We start from the raw sequence: 16,658 nt of genomic DNA, 5'->3' as shown, positions 1-16,658 counted from the left end.
ATTTTATTCTGGCTGGAGCGATTTGCTATCTTGATCCGTTTTTGCTGACCAACCCGCAACGAATTCACACGCATGAACCGTTACACTCTGTAAGTTAGAGATAATTTCGGATTGCTGATGCAACGGTGATGGCTCAAGCTGATAAGCGCTCAGCATCCAAAACGACAAAATTGGGTTCACCCATTTGCCGCAGTAGTTTTTCTCGTCTGGATGAAGGCTAATAGACTAGTTGACTTTTGAAGCCATAAAGCCTTCATAATGCAAAATTACACTGCGATACATCTGCGGCAATTGTGCAACTACTGATTCTTTGACACAAGGTTTGGCCAATAAAGTCTGTTGCCAAGCCTGCATTTTGGGTAATCCCTCAAGTAAATCCAAATCACAATGTTGTTTTAATAAACCAAAACGCATTAACATGGGGGCATAAGCCGCATCAATCAAACAAAACACCTCACCGTTAAAAAAAGCCTGCCCTGAATGGACCGCTTCTAAACGGGTAAGGAGATCTTTAATTGAATCAATTATTTTCTCACATTTTGCAGGGTCTTTTTCATGAATAATGCCATGCAAACCTTGCATTCCCATTAATTCACCACCAAATGCAATCCAAGCGCGATTTTTTGCTTTCACGAAAGGGTCGATAGGGTGAAGTGAAGGAGGAGTTATTTCATCAATATACTCTTGGATCACAGAGGATTCAAATAAAATCTCTGCATCATTCACCTTTAAAACAGGCACCTTACCTAAGGGCGAAATTTCTTTAAACCAAACCGGCGGATTTTGTAGATCAATATAGGTTATTTTGAAGTCAACCTGCTTGTGTTTTAAAGTAATGACTGCTCTTTGAACATAAGGGCAAAGTTTAAAGCTAATTAACTCAAGCTGGGGAATTAAATCCGACATACTATCTCCTTAAATTTTATTCGCCTGTACCAATTGTTTAAATTTTTCATATAAGCTTAGTTGATTTTCAAAATACTCAGGATCTTTAATAATAACATCTAATGGACAAACACTAATACAGGTAGGGTTATCATAATAGCCAACACATTCAGTACACAAGTCTGGATTGATCTCATAGACCTTTTCGCCCATATAAATCGCTTGATTTGGACACTCTGGCTCACACATGTCACAATTGATACAACCCGAAAGAATTTTCAATGCCACGGTTTAGACACCTTAACTAGCCCTTTGACCCAGCAGAGTCGCGCTTAGTATCACCGCCCCAAGACTCATTGCGCATTAACAAACCAAACTTTAACACATCCTGACTCAACCCTTTAAATGGGTTAGGAATACGGGCTATCCAGCCTGAGCCAAGCGCTGCTTCAATCGGACGATCATATTTATCACGCATTTGTTCTAGCACCATCGTCATATTACCTTCAGGTGTCATAATTTCAACCGAATCACCGACACAAAACTTATTTTTAACATCAATCTCAAGGTATTCATCCTTGGCATCAATGACTTCACCAACAAAACGTTGGCTATCTGATTTAGACACACCATAATCATAGTTCTGATACTCTGAATGGACATGGCGACGCAGAAAACCTTCGGTATAACCTCGACTGGCCAAACCATCTAACTGCAAAAGCAGGTCTGAATCAAACTCCTTACCTGCAGCGGCATCATCAATTGCTTTACGATACACCTGTGCAGTGCGCGCCACGTAATAATGTGACTTGGTACGTCCCTCAATTTTCAAGGAGTGTACGCCGATTTTAACCAAGTCAGGAATCAGCTCAACTGCACGCAAATCCTTTGAATTCATGATATAGGTACCGTGCTCATCTTCATAAGCAGGCATTAACTCACCGGGGCGCCCCTGTTCCTCTAGCAACCAAACCCGCTCAGTCGTTTCGCCCTCCCCCAGTGTGGGCTCGGGTTTTTTAAGGTTTATCATTTCGGGAGCGAGTCGCCCAGTCGTCCCAGTCAAATCAGTAATACGCTCGACACCTACCACCTCACCCAACACATCTTCCTTACCCTCATAGGTGTTGTAATTCCAACGACAAGCATTGGTACACGTACCCTGATTGGCATCACGCTTATTGATATACCCTGATAATAAACAACGACCTGAGTATGCGATACATAATGCACCGTGAACAAACACTTCGAGCTCCATAGCAGGCACTTTCTCACGTATCTCACTGATTTCTTGTAGAGATAACTCGCGTGACAATACAACACGCGTAATACCCATTTGGTGCCAAAACTTAACCGTCGCCCAGTTAACGGCATTCGACTGTACTGACAAATGAATCTCTTGCTGAGGAAATTGCTCGCGCACCATCATGATCATACCCGGGTCGGACATAATCAATGCATCCGGTTTCATATTAATCACCGGCTCAATATCTTTAAGAAAGGTTTTTAACTTTGAGTTATGCGCGGCAATATTGGTCACTACATAAAACTTTTTACCTAGCTCATGCGCTCGAGCAATCCCTTTTGCAAGATTATCGTGATCAAACTCATTGTTGCGAACACGCAAACTGTAACGTGGCTGTCCGGCATAAACCGCATCCGCACCATAGGCGAACGCGTATTCCATATTTTTCATAGTGCCGGCAGGCGACAAGAGTTCGGGCTTAAATGTCATTGCTATAATCATCCTATTTAATAACCTAGTTATTTTATAGGAAATAGCCCAATTTGTCCTGCCATATCTTTGTTTTATCAACTAAATTAAGACGCGCATTAGCGGGACTAGTAGAAGGCAAATCAAACATAACCCTGTTTTGAAATAAGATTTCATTTTGTTTCAAAACGTATCGTTTGAACAGCTGTGCCGCTTTAGAACCGTTAAACACCACCACTCGGCATTCTGGATGACGCTCAATCAGACAACCTATATTATTCACACGCAAACCCTCAAGCTGAATCGCTGTGTCTAAACTGCCTTGTCGTTGGCACTGAGCTAACACATCCCATAAACCAATATGATGCGCCATCAACTGCTGATAACGCTGGCTAGTGTCTAACGACCAGGCCTGGTTACAAACTCTTTCCATTACAGGCCAAAAAGCATTCCTCGGATGAGCATAATAAGCTTGCTGTTCTAAAGAGGCCACACCGGGCATAGAACCCAAAATCAAAACCCGCATTTCAGCGGGTTCAATTGGGTTAAAACCTTGGCATACCACAAGCAGGCCTGCTTAAAACTCAGCGGTTAGCATTAATAAATGCTGCAATTGAGGCAGGCGTATCGACAAATTGTGTTTCTATAATCGTCAAGTTATCTAGCTTTAAAAGGGTTACCTTTTCATCTTGTTTAGGCAAAGCTTCCGTTAAGTTACCTTCATAATCTAACGCCAAGCTAAATTCATACTTACGCATCGCAGGCATCGCAAACATGCGTGTAACAAATGCAGGCATTCGAGAAATATCTGCAATATACACACCTTGGTAGGCTGAAAAATCAGTAATTCCAACCTTATCAATGGCCTCTTTAGTCATTTTGGCACCTTTGTTGTGATGACTAAAAATAGCCCAGGTCACCGTTGAATCTAAACTAATCACCTCGCCATGCTGATCCTCAAAGGTTACCGCTTGAATACTCTGAGCGAATGCAACAGGCAACATCAACAAAAAACCAAAACCTATTAATACTCTCTTAATCATAAAATCCTCTTTATTAAACATCTTTAAATAAGCCCCTATTATTACAGATTTAGCAGATTAAAGCCAATCGCATAAAAAACAACTTAAACCACCCTACTAAGACAGCAGCTCTCTTCCCAATAAAAACTTGATTAAAATCAATAAAAACTAATAAAAATTGTACTTATAAGTGCCTAGTGATAACATTACTAAGCTTTTATAAGCAGTGTATTTAAATTACTTAATATCATCGGAGATCAGTATAATGTTAAAAATACTAGGGGTAATAACGCTGGCACTTTTAAGCTTTAATGTATGGGCGACGCCTATTAACATCAATAAAGCACAAGCACAATCTATCGCTGATGGTTTAAATGGCATAGGTTTAACTAAAGCAGAAGAAATTGTTCGTCACCGTGAGCAACATGGCGACTTTAAATCACTTAAAGAGTTAGAAGATGTAAAAGGAATTGGGCCTAAAACGCTTGAACGCAATGCGGATAAGATAATTTTTAGTGATGGTGAATAAACAACAGGTTAAACGAAAAAAGCCAGATAATTATCTGGCTTTTTAAACATAAACAGGTTTCAACCTATTTCTTTTTCTTAGGCGCAATTAAATCCGTAATGGTCCCTTCAGCCATCTCAGCCGCAAAAGCAAAGGTTTCACTTAGGGTTGGGTGAGGATGAATGGTTAGAGCGATATCTTGCATGTCTGCGCCCATTTCGATCGCCAACATTGCCTCGGCAATCAACTCGCCCGCATTCGGCCCAACGATACCCGCCCCTAATAGGCGATGGGTTTTAGCACAGAACAAGGACTTACTCATGCCTTCATCACGACCAATACTTAAACTGCGCCCCGAAGCCGCCCAAGGGAAAACACCCTTCTCGTACTCAACGCCTTCAGCTTTAAGCTGCTCTTCGGTTTTACCCGCCCAGGCTACCTCAGGGTCGGTATAAGCAACCGATGGAATGCCCATCGGTGTAAAGGCACTCGGCAGGCCACAAATGACTTCCGCCGCTACCTTAGCTTCATGCACCGCTTTATGGGCGAGCATCGGCTGACCCACAAGATCACCAATCGCATAAATATGATCGACATTCGTTTTTTGACGCTCATCGACTTCGATAAAGCCCCTATCATTAACGGCCACACCCGCCTTATCGGCATCAATTAACTTGCCATTCGGTGTACGCCCTACCGCAACTAATACGCGATCAAAGGTATCTTGAGCTGGGCAATCCTTGCCTTCAAACGATACCACCAATCCGCCTTTTGCCGCTTCAACATGGGTAACCTTGGATTTTAGGTATATATTTTCATAGCGTGATTTGATTCGCTTTAATAGTGGGCGGGTTAAATCCTTATCCGCACCTGGGATAATGTTATCACCCAGCTCCACTACAGTTACTTTTGACCCCAAGGAATCATAAACCTGCGCCATCTCTAAACCAATAATGCCCCCACCAATCACTAATAAGCGCTTAGGCACTTCCTCAAGCTCCAGCGCATCGGTTGAGTCCATCACACGCGGATCATCATGCGGGATAAAGGGCAGTTTAATCACACGCGAGCCGGCGGCAATAATCGCGTTTTCAAATGCCACCGTTTGAACGCAACCGTCTTCAGCCGTGACACTAAGGGTATTAGCCGAGCTAAATTTAGCGTAACCGGTGACCACCTCAACCTTACGTTGTTTGGCAAGCGCACCTAAGCCACCGGTGAGTTTTTTAATGACACTATTTTTATAATCGCGTATTTTATCCAAATCAATTTTTGGCTTACCAAAATCAATACCATGCGCAGCCATTTCTTGGGTTTCATTCAAAATGAGCGACATATGCAATAAGGCTTTAGACGGGATACAGCCAACATTCAAACACACACCACCAATCACGGGGTAACGTTCAATCAGAATAACCTTTTTACCCAGGTCTGCCGCACGAAAGGCCGCTGTATACCCACCCGGCCCACCGCCCAAAACCACGACTTCAGCGGTTTTATCAGCAGGTGGTAGTTCATTGGCCGATACCGCTTGTGGCGCTGGGGTTGTTTGCGCTTGTACTTCTTTTTTAGCCGCCGGCGCGTCAGCTAGTTTAGATGGACTTTCATCGGCAATTTCCATTTTGCCAATAACACTGCCTTGCCGAACCTTATCGCCAACGGCGACACTCAGCTCAACCAACTTACCCGCATAAGGTGAAGGTACCTCCATTGTAGCCTTATCCGACTCCAAGGTCAGCATCGAATCATCTTGCAATACCTCATCACCGGCTGACACCAGCACTTCAATCACATCCACATCAGCAAAGTCGCCAATATCTGGAATACGAATCTCTACAACCTGACTCATACCTGCTCCCTTGCTTAGAGTAATAATTGGCGAATATCCGCCAAATGCTGACCAACAAACTGGGTAAAGCGAACCCCTTGCGCACCATCAACCACACGGTGATCATAAGACACGCTGAAGGGCATAATCAAACGAGGCTGGAAGCTTGCACCATCCCAAACCGGCTGAATAGCCGCCTTGGACACACCCATAATCGCCACTTCAGGTGCATTCACAATCGGCGTAAACTGTGTACCACCAATGCCGCCTAAACTAGAAATACTAAAACAACCCCCTGATAAATCCTTTGGCGATAGCTTGGCGTCTCGCGCTTTAGAGCTCAACGCCATTAAATCACGCGATAACTCATAAATCGACTTCTGATCAACATCACGCACTACCGGTACCACCAATCCTTTTGGGGTGTCTACCGCAATACCAACATTGTAGTAACCCTTGCGAATTAAAGACTGGCCATCGGGTGACAAGGACGCATTGAAGTCCGGGAAGGCTTTTAAGGCTGCAACCACCGCTTTCATAATAAACACCAAGGGCGTGAGCTTAACCCCTGCTTTTTCGGCTTGAGCTTTCATATCCTTACGGAACTGATCCATATCGGTGATGTCACATTCATCAAACTGCGTGACATGCGGAATATTTAACCAAGCTGTACTTAAATGCTTGCCGGATAGTTTTTTGATTCGGCTTAACTCAATAGTTTCTGTAGCGCCAAACTGTGAAAAATCAATCGTCGGCACAGTGGGGATACCTGAACCGCTAGCGGGACCGGCGAACGCCGTAGCGCCTTGCATAACCGACTTCACAAACCCTTCCACATCGGTTTTAAGCACCCGCCCTTTATTACCCGAACCCAAAACCTTGCTTAAATCAACACCAAGCACACGCGCAAACGCACGCACAGCGGGTGAAGCATGACTTAATGCGCCCATAGGTTGGTGATTAACGGGTTTAGGTGTATTTGCCACTGAGCTGGCTAGCGGTAAGCCCACATTTGAGGAATGGGTTTCTTCGTGAACCGCTAGCGGCTTTTCGACGGTTGGCGCGGGTTTTTCTGGCTTAGCTGGAGCAGCTTGCGTTGCTTGTGCCACCGGTTTTACTTGCGCTTCATCGACGTCGATATCACAGATATAGCTACCCTGTTTAACCTTGTCGCCCACTTTAATCTGAATATTGCTGACTTTTCCTGTGTGGCTCGCAGGCACTTCCATCGTAGCCTTGTCTGATTCAAGCGTCATTATTGAATCATCAAGCTGAATCTGATCACCTTCATTGACTAGAATTTCGATGACATCGACTGCATCAAAATCGCCAATATCCGGCACTTTAAATTGAATTTTTGCCATAAGTATTTTCCTTAGTCGTCCAACCAGGCCTGCTTTTTGAGCCGACCTGACTGAATGAAATTATGCATAAATGGGATAAGGTTTTTCTGCATCCAAACCGTATTTATCGATAGCCTGTTGAACTACTTCGGCTTTAATTTGACCTTGTTTTGCCAAACCTTTTAATGCCTCAACCACCACATAAAAACGATTCACCTCAAAAAACTTACGCAATTGTTCACGCGTATCCGAACGACCAAACCCATCAGTACCCAATACATGATAATCACCAGGCACATATTCACGAATACGGTTTGCATAATCACGAATATAATCCGTGGCAGCAATAAACGGTCCTTGTGCACCCGTCAAGACTTGAGTGACATAAGCCACTTTTGGCGCAGCCGTTGGGTGCAATGTATTCCAGCGCTCGGCTTCAATACCTTCACGACGCAACAAGTTAAAACTAGGCACAGACCAAATATCGGCCGCTACATCCCAATCCTGCTCAAGCAATTCTGCTGCGGCAATCACTTCGCGAAAGATAGTGCCTGAACCCATTAACTGGACACGTTTTTTTGCTTTAGATGATGTCTTCTTGAATGAATAAATACCCTTAAGAATACCTTCTTCCACGCCTTGTGGTATCGCTGGATGGCTATAGTTTTCATTCATTGCCGTAATGTAATAGAAAATATCTTCTTTGTTTTCTATCATACGCTTTAAGCCATCTTGAATAATCACCGCCATTTCATAGCCAAAGGTTGGGTCATAACTCAAACAATTAGGTACCGCATCAAACATCACCAGGTTATGACCATCTTGATGCTGCAAGCCTTCGCCTTCTAAGGTAGTACGTCCAGCTGTACCGCCAATCAGGAAACCGCGCGCGCGCGAATCGCCCGCCGCCCAAGCCAAATCACCAATACGTTGGAAACCAAACATCGAATAATAGATATAAAACGGAATCATGCTCACGCCATAGTTGGCATAAGCGGTCGCCGCCGAAATCCAGGATGACATCGCCCCCGCTTCGTTAATGCCCTCTTCCAAGACCTGACCATTAGAGGATTCTTTGTACCACATCAGCTGATCCGAATCGACCGGCTCATACAGCTGACCGGCTGGGTCATAAATACCCACCTGACGAAACAGCCCCTCCATGCCAAAGGTCCGCGCTTCGTCTGGGATAATCGGTACAACACGTTTACCCAACTCCTTGTCACGCAATAACACCGATAGAATTCTAACAAACGCCATTGTCGTTGACATTTCACGTTCGGCGGTACCATCTAACAACATCTGGAATGCACTTAACGCTGGGACGGACAGAGTTTCAGACTTATCCTGACGACAGGGCAAAGAGCCGCCCAATTTGGCACGATTTTCTTGCATGTACTTCATAATTGGGCTATCAGGATCAGGGCGATAGAAGGGCACTTCTTTTTCTAACTGCTCATCTGAAATAGGTACTGAGAAACGATCACGGAAATACTTCAATCCATTAACGTCTAACTTTTTCTGTTGGTGCGCACTATTAGCCGCTTCGCCGTATTCACCCATGCCGTAACCTTTAACGGTATGGGCTAAAATAACTGACGGTTGGCCTTTGGTTTCTGATGCACGCTTATAAGCATTATAAATCTTGCGCGGTGAGTGCCCACCGCGTGTTAGGCGGAAAATATCCTGATCACTCATATCCTTAACTAACTCTAGCAACTCAGGATACTTACCAAAAAAATGTTCACGAACATAGCCACCATTTTTTGCTTTATAAGCTTGGTATTCACCATCCACCACTTCGCCCATACGCTCAATCAGTTTACCGCTGGTATCTTTTGCCAGCAAGCTATCCCAACCTGTGCCCCAAAGCACTTTGATCACGCTCCAACCTGCGCCACGGAACATGCCTTCGAGTTCTTGAATGATTTTACCGTTACCACGCACAGGCCCATCTAAACGCTGTAGGTTACAGTTAACCACAAATATTAAGTTATCAAGATGCTCACGCTGCGCTAACTGAATCGCACCGCGTGATTCTGGTTCATCCATTTCACCGTCGCCGAGATAAGCCCAAACTTTGCGTCCTTCTGTTTTCGCCAAACCGCGTTTATCCATGTACTTCATAAAACGAGCTTGGTATATCGCCATTAATGGCCCCAACCCCATAGATACGGTTGGGAACTGCCAAAAATCGGGCATTAACCAAGGATGTGGGTAAGAAGACAAGCCCTGACCATCGACTTCTTGACGGAAATTCACCAATTGTTTTTCATCTAAACGCCCTTCAAGAAAGGCACGAGAATACATACCCGGTGCGGTATGACCCTGAAAAAACACCATATCCGCGCCTATTTCATGATCCGGACCCTTGAAGAAATGATTCATCCCGACTTCGTAAAGTGTACAACTTGACGCATAGGAGGCAATATGACCACCCACACTGGTTTCACGGTTAGCCTTTACCACCATCGCCATCGCATTCCAGCGCAAGATCGAACGCAAGCGCTGCTCGATACTTAAGTCGCCAGGATAACTTTCTTGCTCTTCAACCGCTATGGTGTTGATGTAAGGCGTATTGGCCGAATAAGGAATATCAATGCCGTGAACACGGGCTTTTTCAATCAAGGTAGCGATAATATGATGGGCTTTTTCTGTGCCTTCAAATTGAACTACGGCTTCAAGCGCATCCAACCACTCTTGAATTTCTTGCGGATCTTGATCAATAAACTGATCGCTCATAAAGTGCACCTCTTGGGTATTAACCGAGCACAACACCGGGTCGGCAGTCGGCTCTCTTTGTCGTTAAAGAGTTCGTTTCATTCAAATTATTAATCAAATAACAGGCGTGAAAACTGAACTCGAAGGTTTAAATCAAAACTAAATTGCTCAAATAATATCACTTTTCGTGACAAAAAGCATGAGGAGGGATACAACTTGACAAATCAAGAAGAATAAAGTTATTGTTTTTCAACAACTTGACTGGTCAGCCAAAATTTATTCAAACAATCCTCTAGCTGAATTAAGGCTTGGTGATAAACCTCTTGCTTAAAACTGACCACATCCTGAACAGGCTGCCAGTAATCAACCCATGACCAGGTTTCAAATTCTGGCGTTGTGTGGTGAGATACATTAATCGCATACTCAGGCGCCTCTAAACCCAACATAAACCAAACCTGCTTTTGACCAATACAAACAGGCTGGCTGTAATGGCGAATTAAATGTTTAGGCAAATTATAATGAAGCCAGTCATCTGTACGCCCTAAAACCCGAACATCAGAGGGCGAAAGACCGACTTCTTCTTTAAGCTCACGGAACACCGCTTGCTGGGGAGTCTCATTTTCACGAATTCCACCTTGAGGAAACTGCCAGGCATCCTGGTATACTCGCTTACCCCAGAACAATTTGCCCTGTTTATTGGCAATAATTATGCCTACATTTAAGCGATAGCCATCCTGATCAATCACAAAATATTCCCAAGTAAAAATTTATATTTATTTAATACCGTTAATAATGCCGAAAAAAGGCCTAAGTTTCAATTAAAAACCCGTCTAATTTAATAAAAACACCTACCCAGGCTTGTTGAAAACCTGCTTGTCTATTAGCATTAGTGTTTTGCAAATAAAACGAGAAACCTGATGCGTTTAGCCATTTTTGATTTAGACAACACCCTGATTGCGGGTGACAGTGATTATCTTTGGGGCGAATTTTTAGTCAAAAACCAACTGATTGATGCCAAAACTTACCAAAAGCAAAATCAACGTTTTTACCAACAATACAAAGAAGGCACACTTGATATCTACGAATATCAAGCCTTTTCACTCAAGCCACTCAGCGAGCATCCTATAGAACAGCTCACCCTTTGGCATCAACAGTTTATGCAACAAATGATTGAACCGATTTTACTGCCCAAAGCCCAAGCGGTGATTGAAGAGCACCGAGCAGCTGGGGACCGACTTCTCATTATCACCGCTACCAACAGCTTTATAACACGCCCTATAGGCTTAAAACTAGGCATTGACCAACTGATTGGCACAGAACCTGAAATGCTTGATGGTCGCTATACCGGTCGTGTCGCAGGCATCCCCTCATTCCAACAAGGCAAAATTACTCGCCTGAACGAATGGCTGAATCAAAACCCCTTATCATTAGAGGATAGCTTTTTTTACTCAGATTCACATAATGACCTGCCACTCCTCGAGCTGGTCAGCCACCCAATTGCGGTGGATGCCGATGAAAAGCTCAGTCAAGCCGCACAATCGCGCGGCTGGCAACAACTTAGTTTTCGTTAACATCTGTTTCAAAACGCATTGAATAAGACCGCGACAAGTCTGCCAATAACCCCGGCAGACTAAAGTTACGCGTTTTTTCAATAAAACGTTGTCCATCAATATACACCCGCACAACGGGTAGCGAAAACACCCCTTTTTGCGAACAAATATCCGTTGTAACTTGACAATCAACATACGCCAGCTTTAGCTGCGCAAAATCTTCCGCCAGTGCTTGAGCAAGTTTAGGTTTAATCACATTACACACACCACAATGCACGCCACCAAACAAGACCACCAGGCCTGGTTGTGTTTGAATTAAATTATCTAATTCTTCAATCGTTGTTAATTGTTGCATAATCGTTTGCCTCACTACCCCATAACTATGCAGCGCCAATTACGCCTGAGCAAATCACCCAGCCCTCTCAAAGCTTTGCCGTTCTAGCGATTTCAACCACTCAACCTCTTCATCAGAAAACCCCGCTTCCCTTCTTGCTTCATAGTTAAAAGGACCACGAATATCGCCATGAAAAAACAAACCCAAAATTCGAGTAAACTCATCAAATGGATTAAGCCCACGTTGCACACAAACATAACGATACCATCGCGTACCCACCGCAACATGACCAATTTCATCGCGCAATAATATTTTTAAAATCTCCACCCCACGACGATCACCAATGGCCCGCAGTTTTTTTATCATAGCCGGCGTCACATCCAAGCCACGGGCTTCCAAAGTACGCGGCACCATCGCCATCCTTACTAATACATCATGATCGGTTTCGTAGGTCGTCAACCAAAGCCCATTGTGCGCGGGGAAATCACCATAGTCATAACCCAATTGATCCAAATGCTCACGAATCAATTGAAAATGATAAGCCTCCTCTCCCGCTACACCTAACCAATCGCGATAAAAATCATAGGGCATTGTTTGAAAACGATAGATGGCATCTAGGGCTAGATTAATCGCATTAAACTCAATGTGCGCTATGGAGTGCATTAAAGCAGCATGCCCCTGGGGCGAGCCTAAACCCCGTCGTGGTAGATTTTTTGGCGGCACCAATTTGGGCTTGGCAGGACGTCCTGGATCAGCAATACGCACTATAGAGCGTGTTGGTTCAAAATTAAAGTTATGCTCACTCCAATTGAACAGCAAACGATCCAGCCTCTGTACTTTCACTTTCAAATCATTGCACATTAAACAGTCGTACACTGAATCAAAAAAATTGATTTCCGCCATACTAATCAAAATCCAAATTTAACCAAAAAAAAAGCCAGCTTGCGCTGGCTTTTCGAGATGCATCACCTAAATCAATAACAGGACATTATTGACGGTAGTAAGCTGCCATTAAGTAGCGAACACCCATGAAGTTCTTAGTATCAATCGCGTTAAATAGGATAGCCCATTTTTCGCGATCTTCAGGAGTCATAACAGAATAAGGCGCTTTAACATACTGCTTACCATCTGCTGCTGTGAACTTCCATTGAGACTTATATTGCTGTTCCATGCGAGTTAGCTCAGCTTTGCACTGATCAAGGGTAGACTTCTGCTGCACTTCACGTGCTGCAGTTGTACCACCCACGATAGCCGCTTCAATCAGCGCTTTTGCATCACTTACACATTGCTCATACACAGAAGAAGCATGAACATTCATTGAGAACGCCGCTACACCTGACAGAAACAAAGCTTTAAGAGTTAATTGTTTCATTTAATACTCCAAAAAGGTTTTGCCTCTCTAGCAGCTCTAATTCTGCCGCTTTTATTGGCTAATTGCAAGCCTTAATTGATAGAATATTACCATAGACTTATAAGTTTAATTTATAACGCGACTGGACGATTAATAACATCTGGCTGATCATTAGGCCACTTTAATGAACCCACCACCATACCCACAATCGCAGCAAAAAACCCAATAAAGTGAGCTGGCAAACTATCTTCAAGCTCAGGAATCATCCACTCCAGCGTTAACCAAACAATTAGACCCAGTACAATACCTATTAGGGCACCTGCTGCACTTGCACGCTTCCAATATAAACCTGCAACTAAAGGCACAAAAGCCACCACCAGCGTAACCTTGTAAGCATTTTCCACCATTTTATGAATAGATGTTTCTTGTTCCAACGCCCACAGCGTATAAATAGCTACTAACAATGCAAAAGCAATCACCACACCGCGCGTTAATAACAAAAGATAGCGATCACTCAAACCTTTAATAAAGTCTTTTAAAATATTTTCAGAGATAATCACTGAAGGTGCTAACATCGTGGCAGAAGCCGTAGACATAATGACCGACAACAAAGCACCATAAAAAACAACCTGTGCAAATAATGGTAAATGCTCCTTAACCAAGTGCGGCAACACTAATTGCGCATCAATAGACATAAAGGTTGCGACTAAATCAGGATTGATTAAATAGGCTGAATAACCCAAAAAAACTGGTACAGCTGCAAATACCAAATAAATCACACCACCACTCACCGTACCCCAAACAGCAATATTTTCATTTTTTGATGTATTTGCACGTTGAAATACATCTTGCTGAGCCAACGAACCCAATCCCATTGTTAACAAAGCAGACATAAAAGCCAACATTGCTATCGCATTCAAATCAGGCCAAAAATTAAACTTCTCTGCCTGAGCAGCATGCTCTATCACAGGCATAATGCCGCCCGTTCCACCTTCCATCGTTGCTAAGTACCAAGCAATAAACAACAAACCCAATACAATAATTATCATCTGCACAAAAGTGGTCATCGCAACCGACCACATGCCGCCAAATAACGTATAAATCAACACGACTGCCGTACCCAGCAATACGCCATTAAACACTGATATATAGCCATCTGAAAGTACATTAAACACTATACCCAATGCCATGATCTGCGCCGAGACCCAACCCAAATAAGAAATTGCTATCGCTACTGAAGCGACTAATTCAACACGACGATCAAAACGAATGCGGTAGAAATCGCCTAAAGTAAGCAAATTCATTCGATACAGCTTACGCGCTAAAAACAAACCAAATAAAATTAAACACAAGGCCGCACCAAAAGGGTCAGCAATGAGCGAACCTAAGTCACCCTCCAAAAATTCAGCCGGAATGCCCAACACGGTTTCAGCACCAAACCAAGTAGCAAACACCATAGCCGTCACCACCCAAATCGGTAAACTTCTCCCAGCCGATACATAGTCACCTAAGTTTTTAACTTTTGTTGCAGCGTAGAGACCTAAACCAATGGAGGCGAGCAGATAGATAAAAGTAAAACTGATGAGCATAGAAGGATACTCTCTAAAAAGGATAGATTAAAAAATTGAAATATAGCAAAAAATAGGAAACTGGAATAGTTTTTTATTCATAAAAAAACCCCGTTAAGTAAACTTAACAGGGTTAATATGTATGGTGGGTCGTGTGCGACTCGAACGCACGACCAATTGGTTAAAAGCCAACTGCTCTACCGACTGAGCTAACGACCCTCGTTGATATGCAGCGTATTATATAGAGTTTTTGATGCTTGGCAAGGATTTTTAACAGTTTTTTTACTCTTTTTTTAAAGACAAAAACTTAAAAAAACCATCGCATTCCAACAAATTGAAATTATTAAATTTTTAGCAATAACGAGTTGGATCAACCAGGCCTGCATCTAAAAAACCTTGACGGCGTAATCGACATGAATCACACACGCCGCACGCATACCCCTGCTCATTAGCTTGATAACAAGAAATAGTCGGAGCGTAATCAACACCCAAACGTGAGCCCATTTTGATAATTTGTGCTTTAGATAAGTTAATCAAAGGCGTTTCAATCTTAATCGGCTGACCTTCTACAGCTGCTTTAGTCGCAAGATTGGCAAGGGCTTCAAAAGCCGCAATATATTCAGGTCGGCAATCTGGGTAACCTGAATAATCAACAGCATTAACACCAATAAAAATAGCTTGCGCATTAACCACTTCAGCCAAACCCAACGCATAAGACAAAAATATAGTGTTTCTTGCGGGAACATAGGTTACAGGAATAGTTCCATCAACCCCATCCACTGGCACAGCGATATTTAAATCCGTTAATGCAGAGCCGCCAATCGCGGCCATATTCATCTGCATCACGCGGTGAGTTGTCGCGCCATGGGTAATTGCTAATCGCTGAGCAGCTTGCAACTCTACTTGGTGGCGCTGACCATAATCAAAACTTAACGTATGACAATCATATCCCAGAGATTTAGCATAAACTAAAACAGTCACAGAATCCAAACCACCGGATAACAATACTACTGCTGTTTTTTTTAATTCCATCTTATTAGGCTTTTAATTAAAACGTTCTAGTCGTCGTTCAGCCGTTTTAGCCGAACGAGACTCAGGTAACAGATGAATTAACTGTTGATACATCTTCTGCGCCTCAGTTACTTTCTGCATACCCACTAAACTGTCGCCCGCTCTGAGCATGGCATCGGGAAATTTACTACTACTGGGATGGTCTTCTATTAACTGACTAAACGCTTGGTAAGCATCCGGAAAAGACTGGCTAATCATATAAGATTCACCCAACCAATAGAGTGCGTCACTAGTTAAACTAGAAGAGGAATAGTCAGCAAGAAACGAAGAAAATAAACCAATCGCCTCGTCAAACTTGCTTTCCCTTAACGCATTAAATGCGAGATCATAATGCGCCCTTTCTGAAGAAATAGCTGGAAGAAGTTCATCGGTATTAGCCGTGTCTTGCTGCAACACTACTGAATCCCTGTCCCCTTGACCAGGTTTTGAACTTGGCGTAGCGTCATTTAAATAGTCTGGAGTTCCCGATGAACCTCGTGCGCTTTCTAATGATTCTACAGCTAGAAGTCGCTGATTCACACTCGATTCGAACTGATTCAACAAGCTTTCCAGACTAGCAATTTGTCTATCTTGACGATCAAGCCTATCATGCAAAGACTGAATTTCTCTTTGCTGTTGTTCAATACGCTGGTTATGCTGGAGTAATACCGGATTATCAGCAATGCGTTCTAATCGGTCTACACGCTGCTCAAGGGTTTGAGCATGCACAGCGCCTGACAATAAAATACCTAATAAGCCGCAAGTTAGGAATAAATTCTTCCTCATA

General features: G+C 43.3%; 18 protein-coding genes and 1 tRNA gene. 2 read left to right on the top strand and 17 right to left on the bottom strand.

Annotated elements, in window-relative coordinates; all coding sequences use genetic code 11:
• Positions 1-3 precede the first annotated feature (3 nt).
• Genes P8S55_RS08650 through P8S55_RS08625 form a run of 6 tightly spaced genes read right to left on the bottom strand, consistent with a single transcriptional unit; the run spans position 4 to position 3,639 of the window.
• Positions 4-180 (bottom strand): hypothetical protein, encoded by a 177-nt coding sequence (locus P8S55_RS08650; protein ID WP_289223820.1) that lies wholly within the window; start codon positions 178-180, stop codon positions 4-6.
• 45 nt (positions 181-225) lie between these two features.
• Complete coding sequence (locus tag P8S55_RS08645) at positions 226-906, bottom strand: glutathione S-transferase family protein (RefSeq protein ID WP_289223819.1); 681 nt, start codon at positions 904-906, stop codon at positions 226-228.
• Between the two features lie 9 nt (positions 907-915).
• Entirely contained in the window at positions 916-1,173 is a 258-nt protein-coding gene (locus P8S55_RS08640) for a YfhL family 4Fe-4S dicluster ferredoxin (protein ID WP_289223818.1), read from the bottom strand.
• Between the two features lie 16 nt (positions 1,174-1,189).
• Entirely contained in the window at positions 1,190-2,617 is a 1,428-nt protein-coding gene (trhP, locus tag P8S55_RS08635; RefSeq protein ID WP_289223817.1) for a prephenate-dependent tRNA uridine(34) hydroxylase TrhP, read from the bottom strand.
• Positions 2,618-2,651: 34 nt separating this feature from the next.
• Complete coding sequence (locus P8S55_RS08630) at positions 2,652-3,161, bottom strand: DNA-deoxyinosine glycosylase (RefSeq protein WP_289223816.1); 510 nt, start codon at positions 3,159-3,161, stop codon at positions 2,652-2,654.
• Between the two features lie 19 nt (positions 3,162-3,180).
• Positions 3,181-3,639 carry a hypothetical protein gene (locus P8S55_RS08625; RefSeq protein ID WP_289223815.1) on the bottom strand — a complete coding sequence of 153 codons (459 nt, stop codon included), beginning with the start codon at positions 3,637-3,639 and terminating at the stop codon, positions 3,181-3,183.
• Positions 3,640-3,883: 244 nt separating this feature from the next.
• Here P8S55_RS08625 and P8S55_RS08620 point away from each other — a divergent pair, with 244 nt between their 5' ends.
• Positions 3,884-4,147, top strand: a complete 264-nt coding sequence (locus P8S55_RS08620; protein WP_289223814.1) for a ComEA family DNA-binding protein — start codon at positions 3,884-3,886, stop codon at positions 4,145-4,147.
• 64 nt (positions 4,148-4,211) lie between these two features.
• On the opposite strand, the gene lpdA is transcribed toward P8S55_RS08620, so the two are convergent.
• The 4 genes from lpdA to P8S55_RS08600 all read right to left on the bottom strand — a co-directional run bounded on the left by lpdA (position 4,212) and on the right by P8S55_RS08600 (position 10,764).
• Positions 4,212-5,975, bottom strand: a complete 1,764-nt coding sequence (lpdA, locus tag P8S55_RS08615) for a dihydrolipoyl dehydrogenase (protein WP_289223813.1) — start codon at positions 5,973-5,975, stop codon at positions 4,212-4,214.
• A gap of 14 nt (positions 5,976-5,989) precedes the next feature.
• Positions 5,990-7,318: a dihydrolipoyllysine-residue acetyltransferase gene (gene aceF, locus P8S55_RS08610; RefSeq protein ID WP_289223812.1), complete on the bottom strand. Its 1,329-nt coding sequence runs from the start codon at positions 7,316-7,318 to the stop codon at positions 5,990-5,992.
• A gap of 60 nt (positions 7,319-7,378) precedes the next feature.
• Positions 7,379-10,039, bottom strand: coding sequence for a pyruvate dehydrogenase (acetyl-transferring), homodimeric type (gene aceE / locus P8S55_RS08605; protein WP_289223811.1), 2,661 nt, complete (start codon positions 10,037-10,039; stop codon positions 7,379-7,381).
• A 218-nt stretch (positions 10,040-10,257) separates the two neighbouring features.
• Positions 10,258-10,764 carry an RNA pyrophosphohydrolase gene (locus P8S55_RS08600; protein ID WP_289223810.1) on the bottom strand — a complete coding sequence of 169 codons (507 nt, stop codon included), beginning with the start codon at positions 10,762-10,764 and terminating at the stop codon, positions 10,258-10,260.
• Between the two features lie 171 nt (positions 10,765-10,935).
• Here P8S55_RS08600 and P8S55_RS08595 point away from each other — a divergent pair, with 171 nt between their 5' ends.
• Positions 10,936-11,589, top strand: a complete 654-nt coding sequence (locus P8S55_RS08595) for a histidinol-phosphatase (protein WP_289223809.1) — start codon at positions 10,936-10,938, stop codon at positions 11,587-11,589.
• Here the strand turns inward: P8S55_RS08595 and P8S55_RS08590 are convergent.
• The 7 genes from P8S55_RS08590 to ybgF all read right to left on the bottom strand — a co-directional run bounded on the left by P8S55_RS08590 (position 11,576) and on the right by ybgF (position 16,657).
• A complete protein-coding gene (locus P8S55_RS08590; protein ID WP_289223808.1) occupies positions 11,576-11,923 on the bottom strand; it encodes a thioredoxin family protein in 348 nt (115 codons plus the stop codon). The genes P8S55_RS08595 and P8S55_RS08590 overlap by 14 nt on opposite strands.
• 54 nt (positions 11,924-11,977) lie before the next feature.
• On the bottom strand, positions 11,978-12,763 hold the full coding sequence (locus P8S55_RS08585) for a ferritin-like domain-containing protein (protein WP_289225324.1): 786 nt from the start codon (positions 12,761-12,763) through the stop codon (positions 11,978-11,980).
• A gap of 127 nt (positions 12,764-12,890) precedes the next feature.
• Positions 12,891-13,274 (bottom strand): hypothetical protein, encoded by a 384-nt coding sequence (locus P8S55_RS08580; protein WP_289223807.1) that lies wholly within the window; start codon positions 13,272-13,274, stop codon positions 12,891-12,893.
• 110 nt (positions 13,275-13,384) lie between these two features.
• A complete protein-coding gene (locus P8S55_RS08575) occupies positions 13,385-14,842 on the bottom strand; it encodes a high affinity choline transporter 1 (protein ID WP_289223806.1) in 1,458 nt (485 codons plus the stop codon).
• A 122-nt stretch (positions 14,843-14,964) separates the two neighbouring features.
• A tRNA-Lys gene (locus P8S55_RS08570) sits at positions 14,965-15,040 on the bottom strand.
• 132 nt (positions 15,041-15,172) lie between these two features.
• The gene (queC, locus tag P8S55_RS08565; protein WP_289223805.1) at positions 15,173-15,853 is read right to left on the bottom strand and encodes a 7-cyano-7-deazaguanine synthase QueC; all 681 of its coding nucleotides are present in this window, start codon (positions 15,851-15,853) and stop codon (positions 15,173-15,175) included.
• A 12-nt stretch (positions 15,854-15,865) separates the two neighbouring features.
• The gene (gene ybgF / locus P8S55_RS08560) at positions 15,866-16,657 is read right to left on the bottom strand and encodes a tol-pal system protein YbgF (protein WP_289223804.1); all 792 of its coding nucleotides are present in this window, start codon (positions 16,655-16,657) and stop codon (positions 15,866-15,868) included.
• Position 16,658: the final 1 nt, after the last annotated feature.

Source organism: Thiomicrospira sp. R3 (assembly GCF_029581415.1).
In the GTDB taxonomy this organism is placed as follows: Bacteria; Pseudomonadota; Gammaproteobacteria; order Thiomicrospirales; family Thiomicrospiraceae; genus Thiomicrospira.
Note: the sequence above shows the minus strand (reverse complement) of the source record. Positions and strands in the feature narration are given on the sequence as shown.